12 protein-coding genes are annotated in these 14779 nt (G+C 44.1%); all 12 read left to right on the top strand.

Going from position 1 to position 14779, the window contains the following annotated elements; all coding sequences use genetic code 11:
- Nucleotides 1-9: 9 nt before the first annotated feature.
- The 12 genes from uppS (at nt 10) to dnaE (ending at nt 14717) form a co-directional block, all read left to right on the top strand.
- Complete coding sequence (gene uppS, locus H8B19_RS03310) at nt 10-783, top strand: polyprenyl diphosphate synthase (protein ID WP_186505359.1); 774 nt, start codon at nt 10-12, stop codon at nt 781-783.
- Nucleotides 777-1640 (top strand): phosphatidate cytidylyltransferase, encoded by an 864-nt coding sequence (locus H8B19_RS03305; RefSeq protein ID WP_186505358.1) that lies wholly within the window; start codon nt 777-779, stop codon nt 1638-1640. Before uppS ends, H8B19_RS03305 begins: the two co-directional genes overlap by 7 nt.
- The gene (gene ispC / locus H8B19_RS03300) at nt 1640-2821 is read left to right on the top strand and encodes a 1-deoxy-D-xylulose-5-phosphate reductoisomerase (protein WP_186505357.1); all 1182 of its coding nucleotides are present in this window, start codon (nt 1640-1642) and stop codon (nt 2819-2821) included. Before H8B19_RS03305 ends, ispC begins: the two co-directional genes overlap by 1 nt.
- A complete protein-coding gene (gene rseP, locus H8B19_RS03295) occupies nt 2821-4176 on the top strand; it encodes a sigma E protease regulator RseP (protein WP_186505356.1) in 1356 nt (451 codons plus the stop codon). The genes ispC and rseP overlap by 1 nt, the downstream gene beginning before the upstream one ends.
- Before the next feature lie 65 nt (nt 4177-4241).
- Nucleotides 4242-6707 (top strand): outer membrane protein assembly factor BamA, encoded by a 2466-nt coding sequence (bamA, locus tag H8B19_RS03290; RefSeq protein ID WP_186505355.1) that lies wholly within the window; start codon nt 4242-4244, stop codon nt 6705-6707.
- 32 nt (nt 6708-6739) lie between these two features.
- Nucleotides 6740-7261: an OmpH family outer membrane protein gene (locus H8B19_RS03285; protein WP_186505354.1), complete on the top strand. Its 522-nt coding sequence runs from the start codon at nt 6740-6742 to the stop codon at nt 7259-7261.
- 6 nt (nt 7262-7267) lie between these two features.
- A complete protein-coding gene (gene lpxD / locus H8B19_RS03280; RefSeq protein WP_186505353.1) occupies nt 7268-8281 on the top strand; it encodes a UDP-3-O-(3-hydroxymyristoyl)glucosamine N-acyltransferase in 1014 nt (337 codons plus the stop codon).
- A gap of 27 nt (nt 8282-8308) precedes the next feature.
- Entirely contained in the window at nt 8309-8755 is a 447-nt protein-coding gene (fabZ, locus tag H8B19_RS03275; RefSeq protein WP_186505352.1) for a 3-hydroxyacyl-ACP dehydratase FabZ, read from the top strand.
- Nucleotide 8756: 1 nt separating this feature from the next.
- A complete protein-coding gene (gene lpxA, locus H8B19_RS03270) occupies nt 8757-9530 on the top strand; it encodes an acyl-ACP--UDP-N-acetylglucosamine O-acyltransferase (RefSeq protein WP_186505351.1) in 774 nt (257 codons plus the stop codon).
- Nucleotides 9531-9539: 9 nt separating this feature from the next.
- Nucleotides 9540-10682 carry a lipid-A-disaccharide synthase gene (gene lpxB / locus H8B19_RS03265; protein ID WP_338401490.1) on the top strand — a complete coding sequence of 381 codons (1143 nt, stop codon included), beginning with the start codon at nt 9540-9542 and terminating at the stop codon, nt 10680-10682.
- A 2-nt stretch (nt 10683-10684) separates the two neighbouring features.
- The gene (rnhB, locus tag H8B19_RS03260; RefSeq protein WP_338401484.1) at nt 10685-11266 is read left to right on the top strand and encodes a ribonuclease HII; all 582 of its coding nucleotides are present in this window, start codon (nt 10685-10687) and stop codon (nt 11264-11266) included.
- The gene (gene dnaE, locus H8B19_RS03255) at nt 11259-14717 is read left to right on the top strand and encodes a DNA polymerase III subunit alpha (RefSeq protein WP_186505349.1); all 3459 of its coding nucleotides are present in this window, start codon (nt 11259-11261) and stop codon (nt 14715-14717) included. Before rnhB ends, dnaE begins: the two co-directional genes overlap by 8 nt.
- Nucleotides 14718-14779: the final 62 nt, after the last annotated feature.

The raw sequence follows: 14779 nt of genomic DNA, 5'->3' as shown, positions 1-14779 counted from the left end.
CGTTTAATTATGACAGTCAAGGCAGAACAAACGATACCGGCAGGAACGGCGGTGCCCGATCACGTTGCCATCATTATGGATGGCAACGGTCGTTGGGCTAAGTCGCAGGGAAAACGCCGGACATATGGACATAAAGCGGGTGTGGAATCGGTTAGAGCTGCTGTGCGCTTTGCCCGTGAAAATGGCATTAAGTATTTAACGCTTTTTGCTTTTAGTAGCGAAAACTGGAATCGCCCGCAGGAAGAAGTCAGCGTATTGATGGAGCTTTTTACGTTTGTTTTAAAAAGCGAAGTAAAAAAGCTTAATCGCAATGACGTTAGATTGAATGTGGTGGGAGATACGTCGCGTTTTGGCTCAAAACTACAAGCATTAATCCAGCAAGCTGAACAACAAACAAAAGATAACCAGTCGCTGGTACTTAATATTGCAGCCAATTATGGTGGTCGCTGGGATATTGTCAACGCGGCCAGACAGTTGGCAGAAAAATCAAAAAGTGGGGAAATCGACCCACACATAATAGATGAAACACTGTTTAATCAATATACCTCCTTATATGGAATTGGTGATGTTGATTTGTTAATTCGCACAGGTGGTGATTGTCGGGTAAGTAATTTCCTGCTCTGGCAACTGGCCTATGCGGAACTGGTGTTTATGGATGTACTTTGGCCTGACTTTGGTACACAGCATTTTGCAGAAGCAGTTGAAGTATTTTCTTCACGTCAGCGCCGGTTTGGTAAAACCGGAGAGCAGATTGAAGATTCGACAGAAGGTGTGACGTGTTAAAACAAAGAATAATAACAGCACTGGTGCTCGCACCGTTAGCATTAGGCGCAATCCTGTTTTTACCCTTAAAAGGATTTGAAGTCGCCATTGGTTTTATTGTGGGATTGGGGGCCTGGGAATGGGCCCAATTAGCCGGTATTCAGAACCGGGTCGCCAAGGGGCTGTATAGCCTGTTGCTGGTCTCTATTTGTGCATTTCTTTCAGCTTATATCCCGGTAGAAAAAATCTGGTATCAGGGGCAATTATCTCCTCTTTATCAATATATTTTAACCGCAGCGGCTTTCTGGTGGCTGGTATCGTTGCTGATGATTCTGGCGTATCCCAAATATTCAACGATATGGCGCAGTAATACTTTTTTACGCTGTTTGTTTGGTATTTTAACCCTGATCCCAACCTGGGTTGCTATCGTGTCATTACGCACCTATTTGTATGATATGGATACCTTATTTGGAGCATCACTGATTTTCTACGTACTGGGCATAGTATGGGCAGCTGATATTGGTGCGTTTTTCATTGGCATTAAGTTCGGTAAACATAAATTACGTCCGAATGTTTCGCCAGGTAAAACCTATGAAGGTCTGATGGGAGGTGTCGGTGCGTCTCTGGCCATTATTGGTTTTGCAGCTTTGCACTATCAGGTTGACCCTTCACGTATCTGGAGCCATTTGTTAATTGGTGCATTAACCGTTGGGGTGTCGGCTTTAGGTGATTTAAACGAAAGCATGTTTAAGCGCTGTGTTGGAGTGAAAGACAGTGGCAATTTACTGCCCGGCCATGGTGGGATATTGGATCGTATTGATAGCCTGACTGCGGCATTTCCTATATTCGCGCTGTTTTATGTGATGTGGATGGCCTGATGCAAACTATCTCAATCCTGGGCGCGACCGGCTCCATAGGTCAAAGTACTCTGGATGTGGTTAATCGTCACCCTGATCTCTACAGGGTATTCGGATTGACCTGTCACTCACAGGTTGAATTATTAATTGAACAGGCAAGGTTATGCCAGCCACATTATTTGGTGGTGACCGACCCGAATAAACTCGCTTTAGCGTCTGACCTGGCAAAACAGGCAGGATTAACGGCGCAGGTTCTGGATGCAAACAGCGGACTGAAACTTATTACCCAGGCTGACGACGTGTCAGTTGTTATGGCAGCGATTGTTGGCGCCGCCGGATTATTACCGACCCTTTATGCGGTGCAGGCAGGTAAAAAAGTGTTACTGGCGAATAAAGAGTCACTGGTTATGTCTGGTGAACTGTTTATGAGTGAAGTGAATAAACATCGTGCGACATTGTTGCCAATCGATAGCGAACATAACGCAATATTTCAGTGTTTGCCTGCCGATTACCAGTACGCCAATCCTAAGCAAAGTGGCATCAGTAAAATATTGCTTACCGGTTCTGGTGGCCCTTTTCTTAATGAGCCGATTGATACCCTCATAAACAAGTCGCCAGATCAGGCTTGTGCACATCCTAACTGGCAAATGGGACGCAAAATTTCGGTGGATTCGGCCACTATGATGAATAAAGGGCTGGAATTTATTGAAGCCTGCTGGTTATTTGGATTACAACCAGAAAATATTGAGATCGTACTGCATCCTCAAAGTGTTATTCACTCTATGGTGCAATATAAGGATGGTTCAGTTATAGCCCAACTAGGCAATCCGGATATGCGTACACCTATAGCTCATGCACTGGCCTATCCGGAGCGCATCGATGCCGGTGTCGCACCGCTGGATTTTAGTCAACTTACCGACTTTAGCTTTTGCAAACCTGACTTTAATCGTTACCCTAATTTACGACTGGCTATTAATGCTGTCTCAGCTGGTCAATATGCCAGCACCGCATTAAATGCTGCAAATGAAGTGGCAGTGGATGCGTTTTTGCGAGGCCGGATTGCATTTACCCAAATTGCTGATATTAATCGTTCTGTATTGGAACATACAGCTTCTGAAGCTCTGAATAGTATTGAAGATGTGATTAACTTTGACCAGCGTGTGCGTAAGCAGACTCAGCAACATTTAACGAAGGTCGCCTGATGCTAGCATTTGTGCAAAATCTGTTTTTCTTTGTGGTTGCACTGGGCATTCTGGTTGCTGTGCATGAGTGGGGACACTTTTGGGTGGCCAGACGCTGTGGTGTAAAGGTCGAGCGTTTCTCTGTTGGTTTTGGAAAGGCACTTTGGAAAACCAAAGACAAGCTGGGCACAGAATATGTTATTGCGGCTATTCCTCTTGGTGGTTATGTCAAAATGCTGGACGAACGTGTTGAGCAGGTTCGGGAACAGGATTTACCTTATGCATTTAACCGCCAGTCCGTGTACAAACGTATTGCAATTGTCGCAGCGGGTCCATTAACGAATTTCATCTTTGCTGTATTCGCGTTGTGGTTAATGTTTATGCTGGGCGTGGATACTGTAAAACCTGTTATTGGTAACGTCACTGAGGATTCTATTGCCAGCCGTTCAGTTATCCAGCTACCAAGCCAAATTGTTAAGGTGGGTGAACACGATACAGTGGATTGGGAAGCGGTAAATTTGGAAATGGTGTCGCATATAGGTGAAGCCAGCTTACCCATGACACTGTTGAATACAGAAACCAAACAAACCTATCAAATAAGTTTACCCCTGAGTGACTGGCAATTTGATCCGGATAAACAAAGCGCCTTTTCAAGTTTAGGTATTCAGCCATATTTTCCAAAAGTCACGACTGTGATTGCCATGGTGGCCGAGGATAGTGCTGCAAAACGCGCAAATATTCAGCAAAAAGATAAAATCATTGCGATTGATGGAACTCCTGTACAAGAATGGGAACAAATAGTCAGTTATATTGCTGCACGTCCCGGACAGAATGTTACAATCGAACTGGTACGTGATGGAGAAAACATCTCAAAGGACGTTTTACTCGGCAAGAAAAACACGCAAAACGGACAAGAACAGGGATATTTAGGCGTGGTGCCTCAGGCACAACCCTGGCCAGAATCTTATCGTTTTACCCAACAATTCAATCCTTTAAGTGCTTTTTGGCAAGGCATGCTTAAAACGTGGCGTTTAGTCACATTAAGTTTTGATATGTTGGGTAAATTGTTTACTGGTGACGTGTCGGTTAAAAACTTAAGTGGCCCGATTTCTATAGCACAAGGCGCGGGTGCCAGTGCAAGTTATGGCCTGGTGTATTTCTTAAGTTTTTTAGCTCTGATTAGTGTCAATCTGGGTATCGTAAACCTGTTGCCACTGCCGGTGCTTGATGGCGGTCATTTGATGTATTATCTGGTTGAGATGGTACGTGGACGTCCCGTGTCAGAGAAAGTGCAGGAAATTGGCTTTCGAATTGGTGGAACTTTGTTATTTTTGTTTATGACAATGGCCATAATGAATGACATCGCCCGTTTATAACATTAGCATGAGCGCAAAATCAGCATGTCATCGAATAAAATTGTAGTTTGGAAGAATAATAACAAATGAAGTTAAGACAGTTAGTTGCAGCCGGATTATTAGCCAGTAGTGTCAGTCATGCTTATGCCGAATCGGCATCGGAATTTGTGGTTGACGACATGCGTGTTGAAGGCCTGCAGCGGGTCGCACTGGGTGCTGCCTTAACCTATATTCCGGTTAAAGTTGGCGACAGTATGAATTCGTTTCGTATTGCACAGGTGATTCGTTCGTTATATGCCTCCTCTCACTTTGACAATATAGAAGTGTTGCGTGATGGCAATACGTTGGTTATCAAAGTGCATGAGCGTCCTACCATTAGTAATATTATCTTTGCAGAAAATGACGATATTAAAGATGAACAACTAAATCAGTCGCTGGAAGATAATAATATCCGCGTGGGTGAACCGCTGGATAAAACCGTTCTGACATCAATTGAAAACGGCTTAAAGGATTTCTACTACAGCATCGGTAAATACAATGCTGAAGTTGATGCGATAGTAACACCACTGCCGCGTAATCGTGTTGATTTAAAACTTGCCTTCGAAGAAGGTGATGCCGCAGAAATCAAACAAATTAACATTGTTGGTAATGAAATTTTTTCTGATCAGGAATTGCTGGATCAGATGGAACTTCAGTTTGGTGCCCCCTGGTGGGATTTCATGGCTGAAACCCGTTATCAGAAACAAAAGCTTTCCGGCGATATGGAGAAGATCCGCAGTTATTATATGGATCGTGGATATCTTCGTTACAACATGGATTCCACTCAGGTGTCAATGACACCTGATAAAACCGGCATTTATATCACCTTTAATATCACCGAAGGTGAAAAATACCATATTTCTGAAATTGAGCTGGCTGGTGATCTGCTGGGTAACGAAAAAGCCATTAAAGTATTGATGCCATTACGTGAAGGTCAGTTATATAACCTGGCGATGGTCACCTACACCGAAGAATTTATCAGTAAGTATCTGGGGCGTTTTGGTTATGCTTTCCCCGAAGTGACCACCATTCCTGAAATTAACGATGAAGATAAAACGGTCAAACTGCGCTTATCGGTTAATCCCGGTAAACGTATTTACGTTCGCCGTATTAACTTTAGTGGTAACAAAGTCACCGCAGATGAAGTGTTCCGTCGTGAAGTGGTGCAGATGGAAGGTGCCTGGTTGGCAAATACTGCGCTTGAAGCCAGTAAAAATAGTATTTCCCGTTTAACCTATGTTGAAGAAGCTGATTTTGAAACGGTGCGTTTACCGGGGCTTGATGACAAGGTTGATGTTAATTTTAATATTAAAGAGCAGGCCTCTGGTTCATTTAATGCGGGCATTGGTTACGGCGATCGTACTAAATTAAGCCTGCAGGCCGGTATCCAGCAAAATAACTTCCTTGGTACGGGTAACCAACTGGCATTAAGCCTGAGCACTGTGTCGTATCAGAGCAGTATTAATCTTTCTTACACCGATCCTTATTTTACTATTGATGGTATTAGTTTGGGCGGAAATGTGTTCTATACCGAATTTGATGCGGGTAGCGCTAACCTGGTGCAGTACAACAGTAAAACCTATGGTGTGGGCATGAACTTTGGTTACCCGGTTAATCAGTTCAATCGCCTGAATTTTGGGGTCACCTATAAACATCAGGAGGTATCACAATTACAGCGTTATGAACAGATTCGTAACTTCTATGATGTATTTGCCGATCCTTCAAACCCGGATGCAAGCCTGACCTTTAATACTTATCAGCTAAGTGCCGGTTGGTATCGCTCTACATTGAACCGCGGTATTTTCCCAAGCGCCGGTTCAATGCAAAGAGCATCCATCAGTGCAACTACGCCAAATTCAGATTTAACCTATTACAAAATGAATCTGGATACCAAGTTTTACTTCCCCATTAGTCAGGATCAGCGATGGTCCTTCCTGACCCGTCTGCAGTTGTCATACGGTAATGGTTATGGAAAAATCGAGGGTCATGATCAGTTTTTACCGTTCTTTGAATATTTCAGTACCGGCGGAAGTGATTCATTACGTGGTTTTGAAAACAATACGGTTGGTCCAAAAGGTATTTACCGTTCACCGTCCACCATTACAGACCCTAATGGTGATACGATTGTATTGGGCCCAAGCCATGACAGGATCCAAACAACTCAACGTTCGTTTGGTGGTAACGCGCTAGCACTGGCTGGAGTGGAATTAATTGTTCCAACCCCGTTTGTAGAAGAAGATTTTGATAATTCTGTTCGCACCAGTTTATTTGTAGATGCAGGTAACTTGTGGGATACCGAATTTGATTTAAATGATTATGCCGATTTGAGTGACGCTCAACGTAATCTTGTTGTAGATTATGGTGATTATAAGCGTTTCAGAGCATCATCGGGATTATCAGTACAATGGTTGTCACCTATGGGCCCCATGATTTTCAGTTTTGCCAAAGTACTCAGGCAGGAAGATGGGGATGACACTAAGTTCTTCTCGTTCAACGTAGGCCAGACATTCTAAAAATAGTAAATTAAAACAACGGAGTATTTTACGTGAAATTATTAAGCAAAAGCCTGGCTGTAGCAGCTGTAATGGGCTCATCATTTTTAAGTTCAGCGGCTTATGCTGCCGACACCAAAATTGGTGTGGTAAATGTTCAGGCGATTTTTCAGTCTTTACCTCAAACTCAGGCGGTAGAAGGTACTATTCGCGAAGAGTTTAAAGATGACTTACAAGAAGTTGCTCGTCTGGAAAAAGACATTAAGTATTATCTGGAAAAGCAACAGCGCGATGAAGCGACCATGAGTGAAAAAGAGAAAAAAGATTTGCAGGACAAATTACTTTCTCTGCGTGACGAATACACTGCCAAAGCCAAACCGTTGCAGGAAAACATTCAGCGTCGTCAGGGTGAAGAGCGTAACAAGATTTTAGGTCTGATTAAGCAATCTATTGACACTTATGCAGCTAAACAAAACTTCGATTTAGTTTTAAACGTTAATGCTGTTGCTTATGCGAAAGATCAGAACATTGATATTTCTTCTAAAATCAGTGAACAAGTTAGCAAAATTAAGTAAGTAAATATGGCTGTTACACTGGCTGAAATTGCCAAGCATATAGGCGCAACATTACATGGTGATGCTGCGCTTTTTATTTCTTCTGTGGGAACCTTAAAAGGTGCCTCAGAAGGTCAGATTTCATTTCTGGCCAATTCCAAGTATCGTATCCAGCTGGCAGAAACCTCTGCCAGTGCGGTTATTTTACATCCCCGTGATCTGGAACATTGCCAGTGTGCTGCATTAGTAATGGAAAATCCTTATGTGGGGTTTGCATTGGTGGCACAACTATTAGATGACACGCCGGCATCTGCATCTGATATTGCTGCTACAGCAGTCATCGCTGATGATGTGGAGCTCGGCAACAATGTGAGTATTGGTGCCAATGCAGTTATCGAAAGCGGCGTTAAACTGGCTGATGATGTGCAAATTGGTCCCGGTAGTTTTGTGGGAAAAAACACCTCAATTGGTGCAAGGACCAAATTATGGGCCAATGTTTCTATTTATCACGGTGTAACAATCGGTGAGGATTGTTTGTTTCAATCCGGTGCAGTGATTGGTTCTGATGGATTTGGTTATGCCAATGACAATGGAAAATGGATTAAAATACCGCAACTAGGTGGAGTGGTAATAGGTAACAGGGTTGAAATAGGCGCCAGCACAACGGTTGATCGCGGTGCGATCGACGACACTATTCTGGAAGATGGCGTGATTATCGATAATCAATGTCAGATTGCGCATAATGTGCATATGAAACAGAACTGTGCAATGGCTGGCTGCAGTGTAATTGGTGGCAGTGCAACAATTGGTCAGAATTGCACTATTGCTGGTTTGGTTGGCGTAAACGGTCATATAGATGTTGCAGACAATGTTCATCTTACTGCGATGGCTATGGTAACCAAACCCATTACCGAGCCAGGCATTTATTCATCCGGTATGCCGGCTACTACTAACCACCAATGGCGTCGAAACGCAGTCGCTATGCGTAATCTCGACACGTTTAATCAGCGAATTAAAGCACTGGAAAAAGCAAACAAATAAGTTTGTGAGTGCATAGGAGAACTTCCCTTGGCAAACTCTTTAAATCAGGTAGAAATCGAAGAAATAATGTCTTTGTTACCACACAGATATCCTTTTCTGTTGGTAGACAGAGTCACTGACTTAGAGATCAACCAAAGTATTAAAGCCTATAAAAATATTACCTTTAACGAACCTTGTTTTATGGGGCATTTTCCAGGTAAGCCAATTTTCCCAGGTGTATTAATTTTAGAAGCCTTAGCCCAGGCAGCAGGTGTGTTAGGTTTTAAATCCGTTGGCAAGCAGGATGAACTGTATTTGTACGCCGGTATCGATAATGCCAGATTTAAACACCCGGTAGTGCCAGGTGATCGCATGGATCTGGATGTTAAGTTAATTAAAGAGCGTCGCGGTATCTGGAAGTTTTCCGGCGTTGCCAGTGTTGATGGAAAGGAAGCCTGTGTTGCAGAATTTATGTGTGCAATGAGGAAAATGTAATATGTCCGTACACCCTACGGCAATTATTGATCCATCTGCGAGCCTCGGTGAAAACGTCGAGGTTGGCCCATTTACAATTATCGGCGCCAATGTTGTTATTGGTGATAATTGTAAAATCGAATCTCATGTTGTGATAAAAGGGCCAAGTCAGATTGGTCGCGATAATCACATTTTCCAGTTTTGTTCTATTGGTGAAGATTGTCAGGATAAAAAGTATGCTGGCGAACCAACGCGTTTAGTGATCGGTGATAACAACGTTTTTCGTGAAGGTTGCACCGTGCACCGTGGCACAATTCAGGATCAAAGCCTGACTCAAATCGGCAGCCACAATTTATTTATGGCAGATGCGCATGTGGCACACGATTGTGTGATTGGCGATAACAATATCTTTGCCAACAATGCGACCCTTGCCGGGCATGTACATGTGGGAGACTGGGTGATTATTGGTGGCATGACAGGTGTTCACCAATTCTGTCATATCGGCTCTCACAGTTTTTGTGCTGCAGGTTGTTTGTTAGTTAAAGACTTACCACCTTATGTGATGGCCGGTGGTGCTGATATGTCGACCTTTGGTATTAACAGCGAAGGTTTAAAGCGTCGTGGTTTTGATAGCGCGACAATCAGCCAAATCCGCCGGGCATACAAAGTGGTTTACCGCCAGGGACATAAAGTGGATGAGGCGGTCAGCATACTGAACGACATGGCAAACGATACCCCGCCAATAAAAATTCTGGCTGATTTTATTCAGCACTCTGCTCGTGGCATATTGCGATAACCAATGCAGGTGGATTCTAAACCGGTTCGAATTGGTATTGTTGTGGGTGAAGTGTCGGGTGACATACTCGGCACAGGCCTGATCCAATCTCTTAAAAAACGTTATCCTAACGCAGTATTTGAAGGCATAGGTGGTCCACAAATGCAGGCGTTAGGATTTAATAGTTTATACGATATGGAAGAGCTGGCGGTGATGGGCTTATTTGAAGTGCTGGCCCGACTACGTCGCTTGCTACATATTCGCAAACAATTGGTTGAGCATTTTATTGCTAATCCGCCGGACGTCTTTATTGGTATCGATGCGCCGGATTTTAATCTCACATTAGAAAAAAAACTTAAACAAGCTGACATTAAAACCGTGCATTACGTCAGTCCCTCGGTATGGGCATGGCGCCAAAAACGTGTATTTAAAGTTGAACAAGCCACTAATCTGGTGCTGTGTTTATTGCCGTTTGAAAAGCAGTTTTACGATAAATTTTCCATTCCTGCTGAGTTTGTAGGACACACACTGGCTGATCAGATGCCGATTGAGCCTGATACGGTTGGTGCACGTAAAAAACTCAATTTAGATGCCGGGAAGCCAGTTCTGGCTGTATTGCCAGGCAGTCGCAATAATGAAGTCAAACTGCTGCTAGAGCCTTTTTTGCAAGCTTGCGAGCTGCTTGCTGAATCCATTCCTGATTTGCAGGTGGTGATCCCGGTTGCGAATGCCAAAAGACACCAACAAATTGAAAGCTGGCTGACACAACATCCTCAGTTGTATTCACTGACATTAGTTGATAAACAATCGCGCGATGTGATGACCGCATCGGATGTAATTTTACTGGCCTCAGGCACGGCTACGCTGGAAGCCATGTTATGCAAAAAGCCGATGTTAGTGGCTTATAAATTTACAGCACTGACTGCGATGATTTTACGGCGTATGATTAAAATGGCGTATTTTTCATTACCTAATTTATTGGCCGGTGAAAAGAAAGTCACTGAATTATTGCAGGAACAGGTTCAGCCAGAGGTCATTGCTGTTGAACTAAAACGGCTGTTTTCGCAGGACAATAGTGAACTTATCAACCTGTTTACTGAATTACATCAACAGCTTAACTGTGACGCCGATGAGCGTGCAGCCGATGCTGTACAACGATTATTAGAGGCATAAAAGTGATTATTGCCGGTGTGGATGAAGTAGGGCGCGGGCCTCTGGTAGGCGCGGTCGTAACCGCAGCTGTTATTCTTGATCCTAATAATCCAATTCAAGGGTTAAATGATTCGAAAAAACTCAGTGAGACTAAACGTCTTAAACTGGCTGCAGAAATTAAACAAAAGGCGCTATGTTGGGCGCTGGGTCGTGCAGAACCACATGAAATTGACGAAATTAACATTCTGCATGCCACCATGCTGGCGATGACCCGCGCGGTTGACGCACTCAGTGTCAGACCTGAATTTGTTAAAGTGGATGGTAATCGTTTGCCCAAATGGTCTTATCAGGGTGAAGCCATCGTGAAAGGTGACGGTTCGGTGGCAGAAATTTCAGCGGCATCTATTCTGGCAAAGGTTGCCAGAGATGCGGAAATGGATGAACTTGATCAGCAATTCCCACAATATGGTTTTGCCAAACACAAAGGTTATCCGACCAAATTACATATGCAAATATTGGCCGAGCACGGTCCAACCAAACATCATAGAATGAGTTTTAAACCTGTTATTAAGGCGATGGAGCAGCACGGAATTAAACATGCTTGAACCCGGATTTATTCACTTAAGAGTCCATAGTGACTTTTCAATGGTTGATGGCCTGAGCAAGGTCAAACCCATTCTTAATGCTGTCAAAGAGCAAAATATGCCAGCCGTGGCATTAACCGATCAGATGAACTTTTGTGGTCTGGTAAAGTTTTATCTTGAAGCAACCAATCAGGGAATAAAACCCATAGTGGGTTGTGACCTTTGGGTTAAAGGCGACGAATCCGAACAAATTTTCCGCTTAACGGCGCTGGCGATGAATAATCAGGGTTATGCCAATATCACTGATCTAGTGTCAAAAGCCTATTTACGGGGACATGTTGATGAAAAGCCGGTGGTCGATCGTAGTTGGTTAAAAGAGCATGCCGAAGGGGTTATTTTATTATCTGGTGGTCGTGAAGGCGATTTGGGGCAGGCGCTGCTTAAAAATAACGATGTGTTAGTGCGAAGTATCAGTAATTTTTATCAGCAATATTTTGCCGACCGGTTCTTTATTGAATTAACCCGCACTAATCGCCCCAATGAAGAGACCTACATTCATGCTGCGGTAAAATGGGCAGAACAGGCTGACTTACCTGTGGTCGCTACCAATGATGTGTGTTTCTTAACCGCAAATGATTTCGATGCACACGAAATTCGTGTTGCGATTCATGACGGTTTTACACTGGAAGATAAACGTCGGCCAAAAAATTACTCTGAACAACAGTATCTGCGCAGCGAAGCTGAAATGCAGGCGTTGTTTGCCGATATTCCTGAAGCACTGGCCAATACGGTTGAAATTGCTAAGCGCTGCAATGTCACCATGACCTTGTTTGAATACTTTCTGCCTAAATTTCCAACCGGCGAGATGGATGAAAGTGAATTTCTGGTCAAAGCGTCAGAGGAAGGACTGGAAGAGCGTTTGGAGTTCCTGTTTAAAGATGAACAGGAAAGGGCTGAAAAACGTCACGCTTATGATGAACGTTTAAAAATAGAACTCGATGTAATTAACCAGATGGGGTTTCCCGGTTACTTCCTGATCGTAATGGAGTTTATTCAGTGGTCGAAAGATAACGGTATACCGGTAGGACCGGGACGTGGCTCGGGTGCTGGTTCTTTAGTGGCCTATGCGCTGAAAATTACTGATCTTGATCCATTAGAATTCGACTTACTATTTGAACGATTCCTAAACCCTGAACGGGTATCGATGCCGGATTTCGATGTCGATTTTTGTATGGACAGACGCGATGAAGTCATCGACCACGTTGCAGAGCTGTACGGTCGTGACGCGGTTTCGCAGATTATTACCTTTGGTACCATGGCAGCTAAAGCGGTAATTCGCGATGTGGGCCGGGTATTAGGGCATCCATTTGGCTTTGTTGATCGCATCAGTAAATTGATCCCGCCTACACCGGGTATGACGCTGGATAAAGCCTTTGAAGAAGAACCGCGTTTACCTGAGCTGTATAACAGTGATGATGAGGTTAAAGAACTGGTGGATATGGCGCGTCGTCTTGAAGGTGTGACGCGAAATGCCGGTAAGCACGCAGGTGGTGTGGTTATCGCGCCAACCAAAATTACCGATTTTTCCGCCCTGTATTGCGATGAGGAAGGATTAAACCCGGTCACCCAGTTTGATAAAAACGATGTGGAAACCGCCGGTCTGGTTAAATTCGACTTTCTTGGTTTGCGTACCCTGACAATCGTGCAGTGGGCGCTGGATATGATCAAGGCCAACCGTGGTATTGATATAGATATCAGCGCCATTCCGCTTGAAGATCCCAAAAGTTTCCGCACCTTACAGGATGCCTCAACCACTGCGGTATTCCAGCTCGAATCCCGTGGGATGAAAGAGCTGATTAAAAACCTGCAACCAGATTGTTTTGAAGACATTATCGCTTTGGTGGCCTTGTTCCGTCCGGGGCCGTTGCAATCAGGCATGGTGGAAAACTTTATCAACCGTAAACACGGTCGTGAAGAAATCTCTTATCCGGATGCGCAATATCAGCATGAATGCTTGAAAGAAATTCTGGAGCCCACCTACGGCATTATCCTGTATCAGGAACAGGTAATGCAGATAGCCCAGGAAATGGCGGGTTATAGCCTGGGTGGCGCCGACTTGCTTCGTCGTGCCATGGGTAAGAAAAAACCTGAGGAAATGGCTAAGCAACGTAGTGGATTCGCTGAAGGTGCTGCCAATAACAATATCGATCCTGATTTGGCGGAAAAAATCTTCGACCTGGTGGAAAAGTTCGCCGGTTACGGTTTTAACAAATCTCACTCGGCTGCTTATGCTTTGGTGTCATATCAGACCCTATGGTTAAAAACCCATTATCCGGCTGAATTTATGGCGGCGGTAATGTCAGCAGATATGGATGCCACTGACAAAATCGTGACACTGGTCGATGAATGCCAGCGTATGGGGCTGGTGATTGAGCCACCTAACCTTAATAAAGGAAAATACAAGTTCACTGTCGATCCCGATGGCAACATTGTGTATGGCATTGGGGCAATTAAAGGCGTGGGCGAAGGCCCTGTTGAAGCCATCATCGAAGCGCGTGAACAAAAAGGTCAGTTTGCTGACTTATTTGATTTTTGTGCCAAGGTGGATTTGAAAAAAGTAAACCGTCGTGTACTCGAAAAACTGGTGTTATCCGGTGCCTTAGATACCCTGGGACCACATCGAAGCTCGCTGATGGCAACCTTACCCGAAGCGATTGCGGCAGCTGAACAACATCGTAAAGCCGAAGCTCATGGTCAGGCTGACATGTTTGGATTACTTAACGAAGATGAAAATGACGTTAAACAAGCGTTTGCCGATGTGCCTGAATGGCCCGAAAAAACCTGGCTGGACGGTGAGAAAGAAACATTAGGTCTGTATCTGACCGGTCACCCAATTAATCAGTACGAAGCTGAAGTGAAAAAATATGCTCATTGCCGGCTGGTGGACTTAAAGCCCGCGCGTGGTGTGGAAATTTCCGCTGTTGGTTTGGTGATTGGCGTGCGAGTGATGGTTAATAAAAAAGGCCGTCGCTGGGGCATAGTGACACTGGATGATAAAAGTGCGCGCATTGAAGCCAAGTTTGGCCCTGATTTGTATGAGCAGTATGAAGACATACTGCAAAGTGACAAAATTCTGGTGATATCAGGACAGGTCAGCTTTGATCAATACAGTGACGGCAATACAATCAGCGCCCGTGAAGTGATGGATATTGTACAGGCGAGGGAAAAATATGCCTCATCCCTGAGCCTGAAATTGGATTCAGGCTGGTGTCAGGAACAACAAATAGCTAAACTGCAGGCATTATTGCAACAATTTCGTGGTGGTGCTTGCCCAGTGCAGTTGCATTACCAGAATGAGGATGCAGCAGCGAGTTTACGTTTGGGGGCAAGTTGGTATGTGTCACCCGAAGATGAGTTATTGTACGAATTAAAACAGTTGTTAAATCAGGACAGTGTTGAGCTTATGTTTTAGTCAACATGGTTCATACCAACAAAAATTAAGTATACGATTTAACCAATATCACAGAATTAATT

The sequence above is a fragment of the Neptunicella marina genome, assembly GCF_014270035.1.
In the GTDB taxonomy this organism is placed as follows: domain Bacteria; phylum Pseudomonadota; class Gammaproteobacteria; order Enterobacterales; family Alteromonadaceae; genus Neptunicella; species Neptunicella marina.
Note: the sequence above shows the minus strand (reverse complement) of the source record. Positions and strands in the feature narration are given on the sequence as shown.

Bases quoted from the DNA above. Each gene is read 5' to 3' on its own strand.
- ispC (WP_186505357.1), top strand. From the start codon at position 1,640: ATGCAAACTATCTCAATCCTGGGCGCGACCGGCTCCATAGGTCAAAGT.
- bamA (WP_186505355.1), top strand. From the start codon at position 4,242: ATGAAGTTAAGACAGTTAGTTGCAGCCGGATTATTAGCCAGTAGTGTC.
- uppS (WP_186505359.1), top strand. From the start codon at position 10: ATGACAGTCAAGGCAGAACAAACGATACCGGCAGGAACGGCGGTGCCC.
- rseP (WP_186505356.1), top strand. From the start codon at position 2,821: ATGCTAGCATTTGTGCAAAATCTGTTTTTCTTTGTGGTTGCACTGGGC.
- lpxD (WP_186505353.1), top strand. From the start codon at position 7,268: ATGGCTGTTACACTGGCTGAAATTGCCAAGCATATAGGCGCAACATTA.
- dnaE (WP_186505349.1), top strand. From the start codon at position 11,259: ATGCTTGAACCCGGATTTATTCACTTAAGAGTCCATAGTGACTTTTCA.
- lpxA (WP_186505351.1), top strand. From the start codon at position 8,757: ATGTCCGTACACCCTACGGCAATTATTGATCCATCTGCGAGCCTCGGT.